Below are 21,596 nucleotides of genomic sequence, written 5' to 3'. Positions count from 1 at the left end.
AAGCCCTCCTAGTAAGAAAATGTCTCGTCTAAGAGGTCTGAACCTACCACTTCTTGCACCGTTCCCATGCCAACGAGCTTGCGATTCACACAGAGAACATGGTCAAAATAGGCTTCTAAGGTTTGCAAATTATGATGTACAATGAGCAAGGTTTTTCCTGCTCCTTGCATGTCCTTCATAATCTTCACTAGCACAGCTTCTGTTGTTTTATCGATACCTTTAAAGGGCTCGTCTAGGATATATACATCTTGATCTTCTACCAGAGCCCTTGCGAGGAAGACGCGTTGTTGCTGTCCTCCAGACAATTGGGAGATCGATCGTTCTGCATAATCTAACATACCCACCGTTTCTAGCGCTTTGGTTGCTTCATCTCGTTCCTTTTTCCCAGGGCGTTTAAACCAACCCAACCTACGGTACGTACCCATCAAAACCACTTCAAAGACAGTGATGGGATAATCCCAATCTACCGTCGATGTTTGTGGCACATAGGAAATGTGGTTGTATATACTAGTATTGTTGGAGCTTACATAGGCGGACTTACGGTCACTTTTCACCTCTAGTTGAATCTGTCCAGTCACAACGGGAATGAGACCTAGCACAGCTTTTACCAAGGTGGATTTGCCAGCTCCATTAGGGCCAACTATGGCCGTCATCGTTCCTTTTTCAATCTGAAAGGATACATCTTCTAGCACTACATGTTCATCATATGCGGCTGAAAGATTCTCTACTTTTAGAATACACTTGTTTTCACTCATCATTTAAGAGCGCCTACAATCGTATCAATATTAGCTTTTACCATGCCAATATATGTACCGCCTGGTGTATCAGGAGAACCTAAGGAATCAGAGTATAATTCACCACCGATAGCTACATCCCAACCTTTTGCTTTACATGCCTCTTGTACAGCTTCAATTGTTTTATGTGGTACAGAGGATTCTACGAAGATAGCTTTGATTTTGTGATCCACAATGAATTGCACCAAGTCATTCATATCTTTCGTACCAGCTTCTGTAGCGGTACTTACACCTTGTAAGCCTTTCACTTCAAATCCATAGGCACGAGCAAAGTAGTGGAATGCATCATGAGCTGTTACCAATACACGAGATTGTTCAGGAATTTCTTTCGTTCTATCCTTGATGTATTGATCCGCTTCCTCTAATTCTTTCATGTACGCTTCGTAATTAGCTACATAGTCTTTTTCATGAGCAGGGTCTTTTTCTACTAACGTATCTTTTACTACTTTTGCAGCTAGTTTCCAGTTTTGTACATCGAACCAAATATGAGGGTCTCTCGCATCTGGACCTTCTTCTTCAAAGGCTAAAAGTGTAGATGGATCCATATCTTTAGATACTTCTACTACTGTTTTATTTGCTTTTTTTAATTCTTGGAATACTTGGCCCATTTTGCCTTCTAAATGAATGCCGTTCAAGAAAATAATATCGCCTTTTTGTAAAGTAGATACATCGCCAGCACTAGCTTGATATAAATGTGGGTCTACCCCAGCACCCATTAAGCCTTGTACCTGTACATGATTACCACCGATTTTTTGTACTAAATCTGTAATCATCGTTGTTGTCGTTACCACTTGTAACGGTTTTCCTTCTTGCACTGTATCCGCTTGTTTACCACAGCCTGCAATCGCTAAAATACATACGGCGAATACAATACATAAACGCCAAAGTTTAAATTCTTTCATGGTCTTTCCTCCTTTACTACATATTTGGAATGTCCCGTCCATCCCCACATTAAAAATTCCATGAGTCTTGCTTATCTATACTATATCACAATTGATAGCATTTCTCAATATAAATTTTTAAATATATATTTCAAAGAATGAAAGTATTAGCTATTACCTCTATTATTATTTAAATTAATGATAATGAGTATTAACTTTAATGTATGTGAGCAGATATAGTATCGTTATGTCGCAAAAAGTCCCTTTTAAGATGACAATATACTTTTTTTATGATATACTACAGGTACAAAAGTTAATCAAATCCATTGAAACAAAGAACCCCCACAGTTGCCGCTGTGGGGGTTCTGCTTTTTTTAGAGAGCTATCTCTAGGCTAATTACCTCTAAACTTTCTATCTAGCCATTTACAGATATAGGAACTGACTATACCTGCCATAATAGAAATAATAAAGTTAATCAAAAGCTCCATTGAAACACCCCCTTCCTGTCACCAGTATCGGGGAGGTAACATCTACAGTATATCAAAATTTTACAAATTGCAAAATAATTAACTAACCACTTTCATGCTATAAATAAAATACACATAGCCTTATAAAATCGTAAACACTGTCACTTCTCTAGCACAGTTCAACCGCACTGGAAACCAATGTCCCGATCCACGGCTTACATAAGCAAATAGTCCCTGTTCTTCGTAAAGTCCTTTCCAATACGGCTTATACACGGGAACCAGATTCATGCCCCATAGATTGATTTGTCCTCCATGGGTATGTCCAGATAGTGTGAGAGGAATCTTCCTACGGAATGCTTCCGGGATAAAGTTCGGATGGTGCGCCAACAAGATAGGATATCCATGTTTTGGGATACCTTTCATAGCTTCATCTAAGGCACGAACATTTTCTCCTTGTACATCATCTTTAAAATGGTAGTCCATGCCCACCAAGTACACAGGCTTGGGGCCATCCAATATTTTCTTGTGACTATTTCGGTACATATGCATCTTAGTTTGGCTCAACCGCTTCCACACACGTTCCACATCCACACGGTATTCATGGTTACCTAAAATATAATCAATGCCATCAGGAAAGTCTTGTACACGACTATCTAGATAATCTGCCACTTCATCAAGATACCCTAAATCATCGATTAAATCTCCAGTGATAACCAGTCGATTCGGGTGTTCACTAGCAACGGCATCTATCATTTCTTTCAACTTGTCCCTGCCAATGAAAGGCCCTATATGAACATCGCTAAGTTGTCCAATCTTATATCCTTTCAGTACCTCTGGTCTATCTTTCAAAGCTAATTGTATCTTACGTAGTTGCAGTTCATTATTCCCTTGAAAGGCAGCCACTGATCCTGTAACTCCCACCACAGCTGGTACCACCACAGCCGTACGTTTGAAGAAGTTCCGCCGAGATATATCCACAGAATCATCGCAATTACGACTCCTATTTGCTAAGTGCATGAGCCCATAAAAGATACCGAATACGGACAATATTCCAAAAGTAGCTACCAAGCCTACTACAAGACCATTCAATTCTGTTAAAAAAATCCGTCCTATGGTAAGTCCTATTCCATCATGAACAGTATACAGGAACCGCTGCAATAGAATCGTCCCTATACCAATACCAAGACCTACCAAGAGTCCTCGCTTAAGACCTTTGCGTTTGTTTGCCTGTCTAAAAAGAGCTATTAAATATCCCGCAATGGCCCCTAGGATGGACATGCCGAATACTAAAATACCTACTAATATATATATTCTCATCTATATCACTCCTCGGTATAGATTAACAAAGATCAATAAATTTACCATGAGGTCCTGCCCATGGTAACACGTGAAAGGCTTCTTTTCGACAGAGAATCCAATCTTCTTTAAGCGGGATAATCTGACCTTCTGCTACAGCTTGTTGCACCGCTTCATCACCTTCTAGCACAATTGTATTCGACGAATCTATTGCCACCTCTGTAGCTTCACCTCGATAGCCTTTCATCGTCCATTTACGATGGCTAAAGATATGCGTTACTTCCTTTGCCATAGGCCGTTCCATAGTGATGGTAACCCCAATGGATTGTAATCCCTCAATTAATTCTACTTTGCGACTCTCTGCTGTGCCACCTTCTACACTTGGAAACTCCCACATATTTTGCAGTAATCCCTCTTTGGGTCTTCGATGCAATAGGTAGTACCCATCTACTGTAGAAATAATTCCTACGTATAATTGGACAGATTGTACCTTTGTTTTCTTAATCCGTATCGGTAATTGTTGCTCTGTTCCTGCTTCTTTTGCTGCACAATCCTGCACTAATGGGCAAGACTCACAACGAGGTGTTTTGGGAATACAAATAGAGGCACCGAAATCCATGAGGGCTTCATTGAAGTCGCCTGGTCGATCGTAGGGCATGGTCTCTTCTACCAATATGGTAATCGCTTTTTTTCCTACCGTGCCAAGAATATCTTCATGGATATTATATAGGCGAGCATAGACACGAAGTACATTCCCATCTACGGCCGGTTCTCGAAGGTTATAGGCAATGGAAAGCACTGCCCCTGCTGTATAGGAACCTACACCTTTTAAGGATTCCATTTCTTTCCGTGTCCGTGGCACTTGGCCCCCATAGGTTTCTACTACTTCTTTCACACCTTGGTGCAAATTGCGAGCCCTAGAATAATACCCCAGTCCTTGCCAAGCTCGCACTACTGTATCTTCTTCTGCAGATGCTAAACTTTCTAAGGTTGGAAATTGCAACACCCAGTTTTCAAAATAAGGCCGCATGGCCTCAATTCGTGTTTGTTGAGACATAACCTCAGACACCCAAATACGATATGGGTCTTTACTTTCACGCCAAGGCAAGTCACGCTTATGTACATCGTACCAATCTAATAAATGCTGTGTCCATGCCACTTGGCCTTGCTGTTCTACTTGTTTCACTTCATACCCTCATATATCCAAGCCGTCACACGGTTCACATCTTCACTCTCTAGGATTTCTTCTACAGCCATGAACTGCATGAATTCTATCGTACTATTATCTTCTTTGAAAGTAATAACACCTTTCAACTTCTCGCCACGCCAAATCCGTGGAATCCACTCTTCATCACCAGCCCACATATGGTCAAATGGCGTCTTCTCCAAGGTAAACCAATGGGGATCCATTTCTTCCGATTCCAGAGGAATCCCTTGAAACTGTTCTACTATGTATACATAACTAATATGGCTCAACTCAGGTGAGTAAGGAAATTGAAAGTCTAATAAGGCCACAGCCTGTAAGTCTTCTTGCTTCACTAGCAAAGAGACTTCCTCAAACACTTCACGCACAGCGCAAGCACGGAAACTTTCACCGTCCTCAATTTTACCACCAAATCCATTATAATAACCGGCTCCAAAGCCGCGTTTTTTTCGTCCTAATAAAAATAATTCTTCCCGTTTCGGAAAACATAATGTTGTAGGTCTCATAATTCCTCCTATTCTTTTTTTATTATATCATGTTTCACACTTTCATAAACATCGTCCCCTATGATACTATAGTACTAGTGAGGTGAACCATGAAAGAACCATTAATTTTTGATATTGCTCTGGGGCAAACAAAACCCGACAGCATGCACAATCGCGACGGGCACTGCCCATTTTGCGAGTCCTCGCAATTAACCGATATATTAGATACATCTGGGCCCATCATTTGGCTCATGAATAAATACCCTGTATTAGAACGTACATGGCCTACTGTTATCATTGAAACGCCACCCCATGTGCACACAGAATATTCTAAATTACCCTTTGCAGATGCGGTCCACATTTTAGAATTTAGCAGAACCAAATGGGAACAGGTGAAAGCTGACCCTCGTTTTGCATCCGTCTTATTCTTTAAAAACTATGGCCCTATGTCTGGCGGATCTATTTATCATCCGCACAGCCAAATCATCGGCCTAGAGGACTACGACTATCGCAAAGATATTCATGTGGAACATTTTGCAGGATGGCCTATCCATGAAGAAGATGGTCTTCGGATCACCTTATCGAATCGTCCTATCAATGGATTTTTCGAGTTTAATATGTGCTTCGATCCACAGTTAGATACGCCTATCTTGTCCAAATACTTGCAACGTATCTTACGCTACCTATTAGAAGGCTTTTCTAAATATGCAAAGTCTTATAACTTATTTTTCTACGACATTGGCGACGGCTTTCACTATACAAAAATCGTACCACGTTATGTGACATCTCCTCTCGTCATCGGTTACGGAATACCACAAGTATGCCATGAGGAACGAGCCTTAGAAGTCATTCGTCAAATCCAACCATATTTACACAATCCTTTGGAGGCTTAATGAAAGTTTTTGCCATTGGCGATTTACACCTATCTGGGCAACCACCAACAAAACCTATGACCATCTTCGGTCCCCACTGGGATAACCATTGGGAGCGCATCCAATCTCATTGGCGGGAACATATACAACCTGATGATCTAGTCTTTCTCGTAGGTGATATGTCCTGGGCTATGCGCCTCAAAGATGCGCAAATCGACCTAGATGCGATCTCTGCCTTGCCAGGCAACAAGTTTATGATTCGTGGCAATCACGATTATTGGTGGACGAGCCTACAAAAAATGAATACCCTTATGGAGGGACGTATTACTTTTTTACAAGGTAGAGGTCTCTACCACAATGGCATCGCATTCGGTGGCACAAAAGGATATATCTATCCCCAAGACCCTTTCTTTAAAGAAGAAGATCGTCATATATATGAACGGGAATTAATGCGTACAAAAGCTGCCCTAGATGCTATGGAAACAGCCATTACTGAAAGTGGCGATGATCCATCTCAGGTAACACGCATACTGTTACTGCACTACCCACCAACATTAGAAAATCATGCCAATGGATTTACAGACCTATTAGAACAATACCATGTAGATCACTGCGTATTCGGTCATTTACATGACAAAACGTCCTTTCAAAAAGTACCCTCTCATTGGGGGCATACACAATTACACTTAGTCTCAGCCGATGCTGCTAATTTTATGATGAAGGAGATACCATGAGCCGTATCCATAAAGAACACTTACAAGCAGGGTACATTTTTGGTGACCCTTATAACTCAGAATACCTATACCTACCAGCCGGAGAAGTTGGCTCTATCGACCCTCGATGCATATTCGAGCAAGGACCTACCAAAGAAGACCTTACCCTAGACGAAGCATGCCGTATCATCGACCGATATACATTAAAACCATGTAAACACCCTAGCTTGGGCAAACGGTCCTTTTAAGATACCATCTACCTATATTGGTTGTACTATGTTTTGACAAATTTATTTATGTATATACTATGACAATATCATATGTCATTCATAATAGAATACCACCTATAATAAAATAAGTAGTCTTACGTGACAAACTATGTTATACTAGACATAACAAAAGAAGAGCCATCAACGTGTCGTAGGCGTTAGGCTCATCTCAAATACTAGAAATTTGATTTGCCTAACGTGTTAAGTACTTGCAATACTTATCTTTACGTTAGGCTTTTCACTTACATATTTAAGTAAGTTAAAAATGCTATCACTAACATTCCAAATTGTATTAGTAAACTAAAAAATTCGAATGGTGTCATAGTATCACCTCCTCCTATTACTTAGGAAGAGATGAACCCAACTCACGTTGATAGTTCTTCTATATGTATAGTATAGCACTTTTTTACATATCGTTGATATATATATTTAAAATACGTATTAACAAAAATTCCCAAGGAGCGCCGTTACGTATAGAACACTAGTTGCGTTCCTTTTTTGGTCCAAATTTAGATAAACTAGAAGAGCACGACATCCTTACCCTAGAGGAACGCAGTTATACGTAGTAGCCTTGTGTCGTTCCTTTCTGACTGAATAATGAAAAACTAAAAAAGCGTGACATACTCCTGAACAAACCTACCGTAGGATCAGTTTGAGAAGGAGTGTGCCACGCTTTTCCCTTTGCCCCACTTTCTATCAAAACAAAACGCCACTAGTTTCATAACGAAACCAGTGACGTTTTATAGTAAGGGTATTTTATTTGTGTTTTATTTATGTTTATATAGTAAGGGAGTTTTAAGGAGAGTAATACTAGGATTAGTATTTGCTAGTTTTCATTTTTACATTGATAACTTCGCCAGTCATTGCATCTACTTTGACTTCAGCTTCTTTACCACTGCCATCGATCATATCTAATTCATACATTAAACGACCATTATCTTTTTCTACAGACCAATCCATCGCTTCGAAAGTACCACCCACTTTTTCTTGGGCTTTTGTTTCTGCTACTTCTGGTATGATGATATCATTTACATCAAATGCTTTAGACATTCCATGCATACCTTTCATAGCTTGACCATACATCATAGAGCCATGTTGTTTCATATGCTTACCATTGCTACCGTGTTTCATAGGTTTTACTTCTGTACCTAAAATTTCACCAGTCTCTCTGATGTGCATTTCAATTTTTTGTCCGCCTGCATAGCCTTCTACTTCGTATGTTGGGTTATGTTTTCCATCATAAGAAATAGATGTAATTTGTGCATCTGGATAGATGGATTTGAAAGTCGTTACGACACCTTTATAATCTACATCGCTTAAAGGCAATACACTAGGAACTACGCTACCTACACCATTCCAAGAGCTAATTTTTGCCATTTGATCTGCTGGCATGCTTTGCATCGCAGCTGTATTCGCAGCATTTGCTACACCTGCTGCCATCATAAGTCCAGCACCAAAAGCCATTACAGTTGCACCTAAACGAAACATTTTTTTCATAGTTTCCTCCTTCACGTGTCATACTAGACCGTGCATCTTAATTTTTTTACCAAGAAACAGTAGCTGTTTCTAACTTGCTTATATCTTACCTCTTCTCTATGAATACATCATGAAAAAAATATGAGCCTTCTATGAAATTATCATGAACAATATATGAAGTTTTACAGTATCATATAGATACTATATTCACTGCCCTATATCATCTAGCATCTAATAATACACCATTGTATTCTCTAAGATGCATTGGACATATAAGCTAATCAACAGAGTAACACAAAAAGAGACAACACCGAAATGTTGTCTCTTTGTCTGTTTATTGTATGCTAGATAGTAATTAGTGCTTAACCATTGTTAAGATGCCTTCCAATTGTGGGAAGAAAGCTTGTCCAAAATAAGTTAAAATACCAAAAGCGATTAGATATAACAAGAAGTATTTAGATACATGAACCATGATGGAACTTGCATCAATGGAGTGACGTAACTCATCCGCTTTTTGTGCATCAATTTTATTTTCTTCGATGAATGTATTCAAAGCAGGACCTACGGCACCAATCGCAATGGCAATACTTTGTGGGGAGAACATTTTACCAACACCAGCAGAGCCAGAGTTAGTTGCTGCTAACCATAATGCCAATGTATCATGACCTGGAGTCAATTGATGAGCTGCCGCTGTTTGTAATGGTCCAAACAATACGTTTGCATTTGTACCAGAACCTGTCAAGAAGGCACCTAGTGCACCGATAACAGGAGCAAATGCAGGATACATAGAACCAGTTGCTGCTACTAAAGCATTCGCAATCATGCCAGTCATACCAGAGTATGTCATCAATTTAGCTGTAACAACCACAGAAATAATTGTTACATATGTCAATTTTAAAGTTTTCAAGGTATTTGTCAATACTTGTTTTTGAGTTCCAAGACCTGCTTTTTGAATGAAACCACCAATCAAAGCAGAAATGAAAATCATAATACCAGGCGTTGCAATCCATACGAATGTGTAAGGTTTTGCATTTACACCAGCATGGATAGGTACAGATGTTTTAAATACCATCAATGCATTATATACAGGTGGTACTAATTTGGAAGTACCAATCAACAAGATAAAGATTAAAATAAATGGGGATGCTGCAATTAGGCCTTCTTTAGCAGATACTTTTTTTGCTCCCATATCAACTTTATATTCTGGGTCGTTTACAGGCATAATTTTTGCAATAGCTATAATAACAGCCATGATAACAATAGAGGAACCCATAACAGCAAGTTCTGGACCACCTGCATACATATTAATTAATAACTCAGGAATGGCTAATGCAAAACCCGCTATAATAGTTTGAATAAATACGCCCTTAATTGCTTTCACGCCACCAGCAATAATACCAACAATAAAGAGTGGAGTCACTACATTTAAAATGAATAATTGCGCTGCAATGAATGTACCTAATTCAGCTGGTTGTAAACCAGTTAAAGATGCCAATGTAGTTGTTGGAATCGCAATAGAACCAAATGTTGTTGGAACGGAGTTCGCTACCAAACAAGCCAAGATAGATTTTAAAGGATCAAATCCTACTGCCACCATCATCGCTGCTGGAATCGCAACGGCTGTACCAAAACCAGCCATACCTTCCATAAAGTTACCAAAGCCCCAAGCTAATAATAATGCTAAAATACGCATATCACTAGTTACGGAAGACAACATAATTTTAATTGTGTCCATGGCTTTTGTATGAACTACTAATTGGTATGTAAAAATCGCTGCTGTAATAACCAAAAGAATTGGCCATACTGCAAGAGCTACACCTTCCATAGCTCCAGTATACATAATATATGCATTTTCTCCATAATAGAATACGGCTAAAATATATGTACCAATTGCTGCTGCCAAACATGCTTTCCATGCCGGCATTTTTAATATTGCCAATGCTACGATAAGCCATAGAATCGGCAAGACTGCTAAAAATATATCCATATTAACAATCCCTTTCTTTTTGTGAATCACTTAAATTCATCTCTAGCATACACACAGAGTGATATAAACAAATAGAGAGGAAATCCACAGATTCCCTCTCTCATATGTTCTAAGATATTGACTGTTACCAGTCTCTAAGAAGTATTCCTTAGGGATACAAAACTACTGATTCTGCATCGATAAAGATTTTTAAATTGTCAGTACGTACACTACGGATTAGTAGTTGGATGCTACTGCTTTAGGTGGCTCATAGTCGCCGAAGTATTTTTTAGGATCCAATTTTAACAAGTGACATACGTCGAACAATTCAGCCACAGTTTTGTCGATAACTGGCACGCCTTCTTTACGACAAACTTCGATAGCTTCTGCTTCTTTTTCACCATGAGTGTAGATGCGGTCAGCGCCTTCAGCTTTAGGAGCTTCACGAAGTTCTTGTAAGAATGTGGAGAAGTGTTTTTTAACGTCTTCTGGGTTACCGAAGATAGCTGGATTGATAGCCATGAAACCATGACAGATATTGGAACGGCCACCAGTCATACATTTATTGGATGTACCACCTTGAGAGAAGATAGATGCGAAGATTTCGCAAAGCATACCGTAACCATAACCTTTGTGGGAACCTAATTGTTCAGTGTTACCACCTAGAGGCATGATACCGCCACCAACGTGATCGGAGATGTTACCCAATACTTCGCCAGCATTTTGAGATGCTTTACCATCTTTGTTCAATGCCCAACCGTTAGGTAATTCTTTACCTAATTTGTTGTACATTTCTAATTTACCACGAGTTACTACTGTTGTAGAAGCATCGAAGAAGAAGTTGAATGGTTCAGCTGGCATTGTAAATGCGATTGGGTTAGAACCAAGCATTGCTTTACGAGCAAATGTAGGAACCATGATCGCTTCGGAGTTTGTGCAAGAGAAGCCGATTAAGCCTTCTTTTAATGCAAGGTTAGCATAGTAACCAGCGATACCGTAGTGGTTAGAGTTACGAGCAGATACGATACCAACACCAGTTTCTTTAGCTTTTTTAATTGCTAATTCCATTGCATAGTGACCAACTAATTGACCCATTGCATCATGGCCTTCGATAACTGCAGATACTGGAGTTTCGAAAACAACTTCTGGTTTTGCCTTAATGTCGATAAGACCTTTTTCGATACCTTTGTGGTAACGAACTACACGTTGCATACCATGAGATTGGATGCCATACATGTCGGACATCATCAATACGTCTTTGATGATACTAGCTTCTTCAGGACTGAAACCAAATCCTTCGAATGCGTCTTGACAGAATGCATTAAGTTTTTCTTCTTGAATGTAAACAAAATTTCCCATCTTTAAAACCTCTTTCCCTAACCATAAAAATACTTGTGACATCTACGAATACTCCTCAACAGATTGTCACGACTCTTGATACTTAAATTATAGCACACATGTACACCACATGGAATAGAAAACGCGTAGTTATCGCTATTTTTCCCTTATCATATATGCATAGTTACACCCAATTTATGTTATATTTATCACACGTTGATATGAAAAGTAGTATTCTTAAGCCTTTAATTAATTATTACTTTTAGTTATACATTACTCATATTCTTCATCATATCCTCATGTAATTTTTCATGCACATCGAAGAATATAAATAGAAATCTAAGTTTTTCGTTCTTCTATATCGATGTCTTTCTATAACAACACCTATCAAGAATGATTACATATGAAAGTTTTTTCTATTTCTTGTTCTATTTTTTTCCTTTTTTGTTATCTTTTTTTGATCCAGATTCATCGCTAATAGCAGCATTCATGTTTTTTGCGATTTCAAAAGCTGCATCATAATTTGGCATCGTTACAATATTCGTACTACCAATGGCCACTGTCGTTCCATCTACACGGGCGCCACCAATTGCATTATCATGGTACAACCGTGCTAGCTTGCCGGCTACTAAATAAGCCCTCATAGTAGGTGTATATTTACCACTTTGCGTACCTTCATAGACAGACTTGCCATTGATGAACACAATATTTTTATCTACTTTTACATGCTTACCAGAAAATTCTTCTAAGCGTTTTAAGTTATCTAGTATACGCTGTGACGTTTTAGGGTGATTATTTGGTGCAATCACTTGTGTAATTCCATCTGTATACAATTCACCATATTTATTTTTAATCACTTCCATGGCTACCGCTGCACCGCCTACATTGAAAGAAGAATCAGCTAGCAATTCAAATCCAAACTCATCTGCTTTTTTCTCTTGAGAAACGCTAAAGATTTGATTTTCCAAATAGTTTTCAGCAACACCAGCTGCCACTAGTCCCATGTCACCTGATTTATAGGTAGCAGCTGATAAAGCCGTTGATAATACAGCACTCTTTTTGGCACCATTCACAGAATCCTTATGTTCACCGTGACCAAGTTCATGTCCAATAACCGCTGCCAACGCATCATCATCTAGCATATCCATAGTTCCTTTATTGATAGTCATAACACGACCTAATGCCATGGATGCGTTAAACTCTTCTTCGGGATTAACGTATACTTCATAGCTTCTTTTTACTAGTTTAGATTTAGTAAGCTCATCTACAATTCGTTTGGCACGCATTTGATAGGCATAGTTATTATAAACTCCAGTTCGATCTTTTCGTTGTTTAAGCATTGCCGCTTGCCCTGCATCCGTATTGTCTAGTTCATTTAACTGATGATGCTCAGCTATACCGCCTAGAATACTTTTACCAATAGACTCTAACAACGCATGCGCCTCCACATTTGACATTCCACCCGCCAAAACCCCCAAGGACAACGCACTTACACACACTAAACGTTTCCAATTCTGTTTCATAATGCACCCCACTATTATAACGATATGTGTTCTCATAGACACACTTTCAAATATAGTATACTGTATCCTCTAAGATTTTGGCTAGATTCAAGATAGAAAAAGACTATCTTCATATAGATGCCACTTACACCTAAAAAAGATAGTCTTGTATATAGCATTATTCAGTTGTTGATTACATACCAGGATCATCTTCTCGATACGCTAAGTCCCGGAATCTTGTATAAGAACCTTCAAACCATAGGCGTACCACACCTAATTCACCATTACGATGCTTACGGATGATAACTTGTGTTTCTACGCCGCTACTAGTATCTTCTGTATCTTGATAGTTTTCACGATTTAAAAACGCTACAATATCCGCATCCTGCTCCAATGAACCAGACTCACGCAAGTCACTTAACATCGGCGTTTTGTCTGCACGGCTTTCAACACCACGGCTCAACTGTGAAAGTGCAATGAGCGGTACATTAAATTCTCTGGCCATAATTTTCAATTGACGAGAAATAGCAGATACCTCTTGTTGGCGATTGTCAGCCAGTTTTTTACCACCATTTTCCATCAACTGAATGTAGTCTACAACCACCAAGCCTAGTTCACCGTGTTCTTGAATAAGTCGACGCAGCTTTTTCTTCATGAGCTGTGGAGTCAGTCCTGATGTGTCATCAATATACAAAGGCGCTTCTGACAAATCATTCAATACGGATACCACCTTGCCCCAATCTTCTTGGCTCAATTGACCATTGCGAATCCGGCCAGAATCAACGCCTGCTACCGAAGCTAATACACGGGCCACTAGCTGGCTCTTAGACATCTCCAAGGAGAAAAAGGCTACATTCTTTTTAGAGCGCATGGCTACATTTTGAGCAATATTCAAAGTAAATGCTGTTTTCCCCATGGATGGACGGGCTGCCACCAAGATCAGATCTGACTTTTGTAAGCCGCTCGTAAGGGTATCCAAATCCCGAAATCCTGTAGAAACCCCTGTCAAAATTCCTTTATGTTGTTGCAGTTCGCTAATGCGACTCACCGTCTCATACACAACATCTTTCATGGCAGAAAAGGAAGATTCGCTTCTCGTTGCACCACTGATATCTAACACTAGCTGTTCCGCTTTATTCACGATATCTTCGGTCTCTTCTTCTTCCCGATAAGCCATAGCTTCTAGAGAATTAGCTACATGAATGAGGCGACGCAATTGTGCTTTTTCACTGATAATACGCGCATGCTCTTCCACATTATATACATCTAACATATCTGCCGTTAAAGACGTGATATAAATAATGCCACCCACGGCATCCAACTTTTGCAATCGTCGTAATTCTTCTGCTAATAAAATATGATCGGCCCTGCGATTTTTATTGACTATCGTCACTAGTGCTTCGTAAATAACCCTGTGATTATCACGGTAAAAGTCCTCAGCTTTCACGAGAGAACTCACCGTATCAAAGGCATCCTCATTGAGCAGAATCGCCCCTAAGACAGCCCGCTCTGCTTCCACGCTATGGGGTGGTATTCGTCCTTCCATACTTGTCTCCTATCATAGAAAAGAGGGGCCTCAGCCCCTCTTTCGATTACCCTGCTACTACTTCTACAGTAATGGTAGCTGTAATTTCTGGATGCACGCGAATCAATACTTCATGAGTACCCAATGTTTTGATTGGCTCTTTTAAGTCGATTTTCTTTTTATCTACATCAACTTTCACTTGTGCTTGTAATGCATCAGAAATGTCTTTACCTGTCACAGAGCCAAATACGCGACCACCATCACCCATTTTCACTGGAACAGTAACAGACACTTTAGACAATTGACTAGCCAATACAGTAGCTTCATCAGAGTCCACTTGTTTTTTGTGCGCTTGAGCACCTAATTTTTGTTTTGCATTATTTAAATTTTGTGGAGTTCCTTCTAGACCTACACCTTTTTTAATTAATACATTACGACCGTATGCTTCAGATACTTCTACGATTTCGCCCTTTTTACCAACTTTTTTTACATCTTCTAATAAAATTACTTTCATTCTAATTCCTCCTCAGATTCACGTTGTAATTCTGTCATATAAGAAACGGCTACATCAGTCACCCAACGGCGGGCTTCTTTCAGAGATTTATTATAAATCTGAGCTCCCGCCACAGTGCGATGACCTCCGCCACCGACAGCTTCCATAATTACTTGCACATTGACTTTCCCTTGCGACCTAGCGCTCACACCAATGCCACCATCAGGCAGTACATAGAATACAAAACTAGCTTCTATGCCTTCCAAGGTAATCAATTTATCCCCTGTTTGTGCCGCAATCACAGTAGCATTTTGTGCGTTTTCCGGTGCTTCTGTGAAAGCCATATTCGCAACCTCTTCTGCAGATGCCAACATAGCTGAGCGCATACGCATACCTTCAAAACTGTCCATAAACAAATGTCGAACCAACGATACATCGGCGCCCGATCTTCGCAAGAAAGAGGCCGCTTCAAAGGTACGCGCTCCTGTTTGGACCACAAAATTCTTCGTATCCACCACAATACCAGCATATAAGCCACTGGCCTCAATATTCTTGAGCGTCACATGGTCAGGGAAATATTGAATCAATTCTGTCACCAACTCACTGGTGGATGACGTAGATGGTTCTAAATACGTAAGTAATGGAGAGGCAATGAAGTCAGACCCCCGTCTATGATGATCGATGACAACACGACGTGTTGACTTTTTCAAAGCCGCTGGAGCCGCTACCATTTCAGATCTATGTACATCGGTAACAATCACAACCGTATTATCTGTCACAAATTGCTCCGCTTCTTCTCCATCAATAATTAAGCCTTTAAAGTCTGGATGATCTACGAGAACTTCCACTAATTTACGAACTGCCGTCGAGTTTGGACTCAACGCAATATGTACAGGTTTATGCAAAGCTCTCGCCATAGCTGCTACCCCTACAGAAGCGCCAATACTATCGTAATCTTCTCGATCATGCCCCATCACAAGAACACGGTCAGAATCCAGCATAATCTCATGCAGCGCATGAGACACCACCCGAGCACGTACACGAGTATTTTTTTCATTCCCCGATGTTTTACCACCAAAGAATTTTACCTCTTCCCCGTGGTACACACACACTTGGTCACCACCACGGCCCAGTGCAATTTCCAAGGCAGCCTTTGCCTTTTCCCCTTGTACTTTCACAGAATCCGTAGTCAAAGCAATGCCCATACTAATAGTCGGCGGAATGTGCTTTGATGTTGTTAAAGCCCGTATTTTATCTAACAGATTAAACCTTTTCTCCATCATTTTCAGCATTTCTGCTTTACTAATACTGAAAGAATACGTATCTTCTGTAGCGTTGCGAATAAATCCATCGTGCTGATCTATTTCCGTCACAATCAATCGATTCATATCTGACCACAATTGGGTATATTCGATATCGCTGAGACCTGTCCGCAAATCTTCAATATTATCCATAGTGATAAACCCAAGAGCTGGCACCATAGCCATAGCGTTGTTCTTTTCTCTTTCAATATCTGAAATATCATCGAAATAAAAAGCCATGTAAGATTCTAGTTCATCACTATCTACGTCGGAATACCTAGACTTAGGAGCTTCCAAGGTTTTATAGAGAACGCGGTAATATTTACCATCAATCTCCTCATGAAAGAATCCAGATTTACCCCAATACTTATCAATTCGCAGGGTAGGAATAAATCCACTTAATTTCATAGTTTTATTGGAATCATTAGGCAGCCAATCTTTGAATACACTATTGCTCCAACAAATCACATTATTTTCATCAATAATGACGATACCTACTGGTAAATTTTGCAATGCAAAGGTCGATGCTTGGGTGATCCCCTTTGCCATTCTATCAAATTGCGCCTTCCGACGATGTCGTCCTCTACGAATCGTACGACCTACAAACATATAGGCCCCTACGACTACGATGAAAGCCAACATAGCTAGCTGCCAATTTAAATATAATATAATGCCTAATAACAAAATAACGATGACGGCAGCAGTAATTTCAATTGTACTGTATTCAGTTTGTATATCCATGCTACCTCCTTTGTATTACTCATTTCGTTTTTTCCACCGGTTTTCTAGATTCATGAATACATCTATGGCCCCAAAGATAGCTGCAGATTGAGACATGAACAATAATACAATGAGAACTAACCATTGTACGAATTTAGGTGGGTTATAGGTCTTTGTAATACGCCATGCACAAGACAAACCTCTTATAAATAGCATTATACCACCTAAATACATCAAATTATAGCCTATATATTCAAGACCTGGTACATATTGTTTTACAAAATAAGAAATCAGACCTACCAAAAATAGATGCAATGCCCAATCTGGGATACGCCATCCTTGTATCGTTGGCATCTCTGGTACATCATAGGTACCAATTCGATTCACTACCATATACGTTAATCGGTTAATAATATAAGAAATAGCAATGCCAGAACAGAATAGGCCTGCTACTAGTACTTTTTTCATAATATCGATTTGCTGTTGCAGTGTTGTCATAACTAGGCTGACTTGATCTTCACCGAGACCTTGCTGTACATAGACTTCACGCATACTTGTTTCTATTTCTTGCTCTAAGGATGTCCACATCTGTACAGGGTCCATATGTACCATCCATGCAGACACCCAGAATTGAAACGCCACAGATATCATCAACACAATGGCCGGTAACAAAAGAAGCTTTGAAATCGACCACTTTTGGCGCAATCCATATCCAATCAAGATGCCGATAACACCAAAGACTCCTCCTTCAATCAGTGCCGTTAATGGGCCTAATAAAAAGGCAATCACGATGACTGCAGCTACCACAGATAGCACACTCCATCGAAGTCCATGTCGTACGCCTACAATCGCAATTGTCATAGGCACTAAGATCGATCCAAAGAACCCTAACATAGGGACACTCAGACCAATCATAGCAAAGATAATCATCAAGGCCGTTAATAAGCCTGATTCTACAATCGATCGACTACTTGTTTGATTCATATTGATTACTCCATAGTATCTCGGCCACCGCATGTCTTTGCAGGTCTGCCGTTCAATCACTAAATAAATAGACATATGACTGCTGTCATATGCCTATTATATCATATTCTTTATACGTCTTGAATGATTGGTAAAATCATTGGACGACGACGTGTTTTTTCATAGAAGAATTTGCCTAATGTATCGCGTACTACTGTTTTAATCGTAGTCCAATCTTTGATATGATCCATTTCACATTTTTCTACAGCTGCATCCACACGACGTTGTGCTTCGCTTAACAATTCTTCTGCATCTCGTACATACACAAAGCCACGAGATAACATATCAGGTCCTGCTACGATAGTACCAGATGCACGGTCCATTGCCATAACAACTACAACCATACCTTCTTGTGCCAATTGTTGACGATCGCGGATAACGATATTACCTACATCACCTACGCCTAATCCATCAACAAAGACTTTACCCGCTGGCACACGACCTGCCAATCGACCTGTACGTGTAGTGAACTCGAAGATTTGACCGTTATCGCCAACTAATACATTGCTAGGTTTTACGATGCCCATAGATACTGCAAGTTCACCATGTTTTTTCAACATCCGATATTCACCATGGACAGGGATAAAGAATTTAGGACGCACTAGATTTAGCATAGTTTTTAAATCTTCTTGGCTACCATGGCCAGATACGTGGATGCCACGATCCTTACCATATACTACATGAGCGCCTTGGCGCAACAAGTTATCGATCGTACGACCTACTGCCGCTTCATTACCTGGAATCGGTGTCGCAGAAATAATCACTGTATCATTAGGGGTAATCTCTACGGTGCGGTGGTTGTTTGTAGACATACGAGATAAGCCAGCCATTGGCTCACCTTGGGATCCTGTCGTTAAGATCATGATTTCATCAGCACGATAACGATTCATTTCATCATCACCGATGATAGTACCTTCTGGCACAGTCAAGTACCCACGCTCTTGAGCGATTTCTGTCACATTTACCATGGAACGGCCTAACACCACTACTTTACGTTTTGTGGCTACCGCTGCATCAATAGCTTGTTGTAAACGAGATACGTTAGATGCAAATGTAGCTAGGATAACACGACCTGTAGCTTCTGCTACAGCACGCATGATCGCTGGTCCTACGGAACTTTCAGATGGTGTAAATCCAGGTTTTTCTACGTTAGTAGAATCAGACATTAATGCCAATACGCCTTTATTCCCCAATTCAGCAAATTTATGAACGTCCATCAATTTACCATCTACCGGCGTTTGGTCCACTTTGAAGTCACCTGTATGTACAACTGTACCTACTGGTGTTTCTAAGAAAATTGCGCACGCATCTGGAATGGAATGGTTCGTTTGGATAAAGCCAACCTTAAAGCATCCAATTTTAAATTCGTCTCCAGCTTTTACGATTTGTAATTTTTTTGCCTTTACATGATGTTCTTTTAATTTACCTTCAATCAAGCCGCATACTAAGTTCGTAGCATATACAGGCACATTGATTTCTTTTAATAAATACGCCAAGGATCCGATATGATCTTCGTGACCATGTGTAATCACAACAGCGCGCACTTTATCTTTATTTTCGATTAAGTACGTCATATCAGGAATTACGATGTCAACGCCGAGCATATCATTCTCAGGGAATGCCAAGCCCGCATCTAACACAACGATATCATCACCATATTGGAAGATGGTCATGTTTTTACCAATCTCACCTAGACCACCTAATGGAATAATTTGTAATTTATCTTTGCGCACATGAGTACGTGGTGTCTGTTCTTGCTTTTCCACACTTGTATTCGTTCGTTGTGGTCGGCGAGGTCCACGATTCCCTTGACGACGTTCCGCACCTTCACCTTGCACTCGTTGGCGCGGAGCTCGTTCTCTATCACCTTCTGCTTTCACAGTGACACGACGATTTTGTCCTGTTGTACGTCGTGTACGAGTGGTTGGACGTTGACGTTGTTGTGTGCCTTCTCCTGCTGTCGCAGTCAAAGTCGTTCTTTCTTCTTGTATATTCAAAATTTCCTCCTACGGGACTATAGTTGTACTGTCTATACATACTACCATAGTCCATGACTATATAATCCCATCCACCGATGGTTGAGCATGTATCGGCATGTAAGCACAAATAGATATCTATTCCTGTCTGTATTGGTATAGCAAAACACTGTGAGAAACTTTTCTCACTATCTATGTCACATTTTTCTACACAGCTAAACATATACCTACCATATATGCTTAGGCACTGTGAGTTCTGGTGGAACCCGGTGGGTTCATAAGCCGATCAAAATAATTACTTTAATTATACTATACTCTATCTTTTCTAATCAACTAAGGCCCTTACAATTCAGCCCCAAAAATTTGCAATTCAACGTTGCACTTTACGCATTCCTTCCGTCGCTTACCTCGACTCGCTAAAACAACAACTATGAAAGTAAATGTGGTCGATTCGAAATCACTATGTTACGGTTTCGCAATACAACAACCATCAAAAAAATCCGCATTACTTACTAAAAACATTAACACAGATTTGTTGTTAGCAGTAATGCGGATTTTTCTTCTATTTTTATAAATGATACAGATTTATATCTACAATGTTTCGCAAAACTCTTTAAATTGTTGTTTATATAAACCTGCCCCTCCATTAGCGGGGTGGCGCAACGTAACTTGTACGTTCACACCATAGTCTTGCAAGGTTTGGCTCGATTTTTGTCCCACCCCCAGAATCTGGGCATCCGGAAATAGCTTCATCAACTCTGATGTATATGTCCATCCTTGATCTAATTCTTCTTTGGTAGGCGTTCGATTCGTCAATCCATCATCCACCTTATAAGGGTGAAACGGAAAGATATTCCATAGCACAACTTCATAGGGATTAATATTGGCATCTAACATAGCATTCCAGACCACAGAATCGGTAGGTTCATTAAACCCTTTCTCTCGTTGCGTTTGCTTCGTTATACATGCACTACTTCCATTGCTCGTTCGCGTCGGTTCTACTGCTGAAAATACCATAGATGGAGACACTGTCGGATGAAATCCTAAGAGCATTCTTTCACAAGTCATAGCAATCCCCGTAAAGCGCCCGCCTTGATAGCCTACTGCTTCCGCTATAATCAGCATTTTAGCTTTTCCAATGCGTTCTTCCAAATAGGCCGATAATTGACGGCGCCGAATCAAACTCGATCGCTTATGTATATCATATCGCTCATCATAGTCTTTCCAAGGATTAAATACTTGCGGCGCTGAAAAAGCTTGCAATCGTTTCATAAACCGTTCTACTGACATAGTA

At 40.0% G+C, this 21,596-nt stretch carries 19 protein-coding genes; 3 read left to right on the top strand and 16 right to left on the bottom strand.

The window, feature by feature from the left end; translation table 11 throughout:
- Window positions 1–8 precede the first annotated feature (8 nt).
- From EO122_RS04860 to EO122_RS04840, 5 genes are all read right to left on the bottom strand, one after another.
- Complete coding sequence (locus EO122_RS04860; protein ID WP_127009621.1) at window positions 9–758, bottom strand: metal ABC transporter ATP-binding protein; 750 nt, start codon at window positions 756–758, stop codon at window positions 9–11.
- Window positions 755–1,696, bottom strand: coding sequence for a metal ABC transporter solute-binding protein, Zn/Mn family (locus tag EO122_RS04855; RefSeq protein ID WP_126937759.1), 942 nt, complete (start codon window positions 1,694–1,696; stop codon window positions 755–757). The genes EO122_RS04860 and EO122_RS04855 overlap by 4 nt, the downstream gene beginning before the upstream one ends.
- Before the next feature lie 588 nt (window positions 1,697–2,284).
- Window positions 2,285–3,460 carry a metallophosphoesterase gene (locus EO122_RS04850; protein WP_127009620.1) on the bottom strand — a complete coding sequence of 392 codons (1,176 nt, stop codon included), beginning with the start codon at window positions 3,458–3,460 and terminating at the stop codon, window positions 2,285–2,287.
- 22 nt (window positions 3,461–3,482) lie between these two features.
- Entirely contained in the window at window positions 3,483–4,625 is a 1,143-nt protein-coding gene (gene mutY, locus EO122_RS04845) for an A/G-specific adenine glycosylase (RefSeq protein WP_127009619.1), read from the bottom strand.
- Window positions 4,622–5,149, bottom strand: coding sequence for an 8-oxo-dGTP diphosphatase (locus EO122_RS04840; RefSeq protein WP_127009618.1), 528 nt, complete (start codon window positions 5,147–5,149; stop codon window positions 4,622–4,624). The genes mutY and EO122_RS04840 overlap by 4 nt, the downstream gene beginning before the upstream one ends.
- 89 nt (window positions 5,150–5,238) lie before the next feature.
- Here EO122_RS04840 and EO122_RS04835 point away from each other — a divergent pair, with 89 nt between their 5' ends.
- Genes EO122_RS04835 through EO122_RS04825 form a run of 3 tightly spaced genes read left to right on the top strand, consistent with a single transcriptional unit; the run spans window position 5,239 to window position 6,961 of the window.
- The gene (locus EO122_RS04835) at window positions 5,239–6,021 is read left to right on the top strand and encodes a DUF4931 domain-containing protein (protein WP_127009617.1); all 783 of its coding nucleotides are present in this window, start codon (window positions 5,239–5,241) and stop codon (window positions 6,019–6,021) included.
- On the top strand, window positions 6,021–6,734 hold the full coding sequence (locus EO122_RS04830) for a metallophosphoesterase (protein WP_127009616.1): 714 nt from the start codon (window positions 6,021–6,023) through the stop codon (window positions 6,732–6,734). Before EO122_RS04835 ends, EO122_RS04830 begins: the two co-directional genes overlap by 1 nt.
- Window positions 6,731–6,961, top strand: a complete 231-nt coding sequence (locus EO122_RS04825; protein WP_127009615.1) for a hypothetical protein — start codon at window positions 6,731–6,733, stop codon at window positions 6,959–6,961. Before EO122_RS04830 ends, EO122_RS04825 begins: the two co-directional genes overlap by 4 nt.
- Before the next feature lie 263 nt (window positions 6,962–7,224).
- Here EO122_RS04825 and EO122_RS08435 read toward each other — a convergent pair whose 3' ends face one another.
- From EO122_RS08435 to EO122_RS04775, 11 genes are all read right to left on the bottom strand, one after another.
- Entirely contained in the window at window positions 7,225–7,305 is an 81-nt protein-coding gene (locus tag EO122_RS08435) for a putative holin-like toxin (protein ID WP_370447269.1), read from the bottom strand.
- Between the two features lie 493 nt (window positions 7,306–7,798).
- The gene (locus EO122_RS04820) at window positions 7,799–8,479 is read right to left on the bottom strand and encodes a PepSY domain-containing protein (protein ID WP_127009614.1); all 681 of its coding nucleotides are present in this window, start codon (window positions 8,477–8,479) and stop codon (window positions 7,799–7,801) included.
- Window positions 8,480–8,813: 334 nt separating this feature from the next.
- Window positions 8,814–10,445 carry an L-lactate permease gene (locus EO122_RS04815; RefSeq protein WP_371413187.1) on the bottom strand — a complete coding sequence of 544 codons (1,632 nt, stop codon included), beginning with the start codon at window positions 10,443–10,445 and terminating at the stop codon, window positions 8,814–8,816.
- 216 nt (window positions 10,446–10,661) lie between these two features.
- Window positions 10,662–11,825: an Ldh family oxidoreductase gene (locus EO122_RS04810; RefSeq protein WP_240632658.1), complete on the bottom strand. Its 1,164-nt coding sequence runs from the start codon at window positions 11,823–11,825 to the stop codon at window positions 10,662–10,664.
- A 365-nt stretch (window positions 11,826–12,190) separates the two neighbouring features.
- A complete protein-coding gene (locus EO122_RS04805) occupies window positions 12,191–13,285 on the bottom strand; it encodes a M48 family metallopeptidase (protein WP_164725965.1) in 1,095 nt (364 codons plus the stop codon).
- 172 nt (window positions 13,286–13,457) lie between these two features.
- Window positions 13,458–14,810, bottom strand: a complete 1,353-nt coding sequence (gene dnaB, locus EO122_RS04800; RefSeq protein ID WP_126937769.1) for a replicative DNA helicase — start codon at window positions 14,808–14,810, stop codon at window positions 13,458–13,460.
- Between the two features lie 46 nt (window positions 14,811–14,856).
- Window positions 14,857–15,303 (bottom strand): 50S ribosomal protein L9, encoded by a 447-nt coding sequence (gene rplI, locus EO122_RS04795; RefSeq protein WP_126937770.1) that lies wholly within the window; start codon window positions 15,301–15,303, stop codon window positions 14,857–14,859.
- Window positions 15,300–17,324: a DHH family phosphoesterase gene (locus EO122_RS04790; RefSeq protein WP_127009611.1), complete on the bottom strand. Its 2,025-nt coding sequence runs from the start codon at window positions 17,322–17,324 to the stop codon at window positions 15,300–15,302. Before EO122_RS04790 ends, rplI begins: the two co-directional genes overlap by 4 nt.
- Before the next feature lie 15 nt (window positions 17,325–17,339).
- Complete coding sequence (locus EO122_RS04785) at window positions 17,340–18,287, bottom strand: YybS family protein (RefSeq protein WP_164725964.1); 948 nt, start codon at window positions 18,285–18,287, stop codon at window positions 17,340–17,342.
- A gap of 110 nt (window positions 18,288–18,397) precedes the next feature.
- Window positions 18,398–20,323, bottom strand: a complete 1,926-nt coding sequence (locus EO122_RS04780; protein WP_127009609.1) for a ribonuclease J — start codon at window positions 20,321–20,323, stop codon at window positions 18,398–18,400.
- Between the two features lie 570 nt (window positions 20,324–20,893).
- Window positions 20,894–21,592 carry a uracil-DNA glycosylase gene (locus EO122_RS04775; RefSeq protein ID WP_127009608.1) on the bottom strand — a complete coding sequence of 233 codons (699 nt, stop codon included), beginning with the start codon at window positions 21,590–21,592 and terminating at the stop codon, window positions 20,894–20,896.
- Window positions 21,593–21,596: the final 4 nt, after the last annotated feature.

The organism is Veillonella sp. CHU110, from assembly GCF_003992255.1.
In the GTDB taxonomy this organism is placed as follows: domain Bacteria; phylum Bacillota; class Negativicutes; order Veillonellales; family Veillonellaceae; genus F0422.
This window is presented reverse-complemented; position numbering and strand designations above follow the sequence as displayed.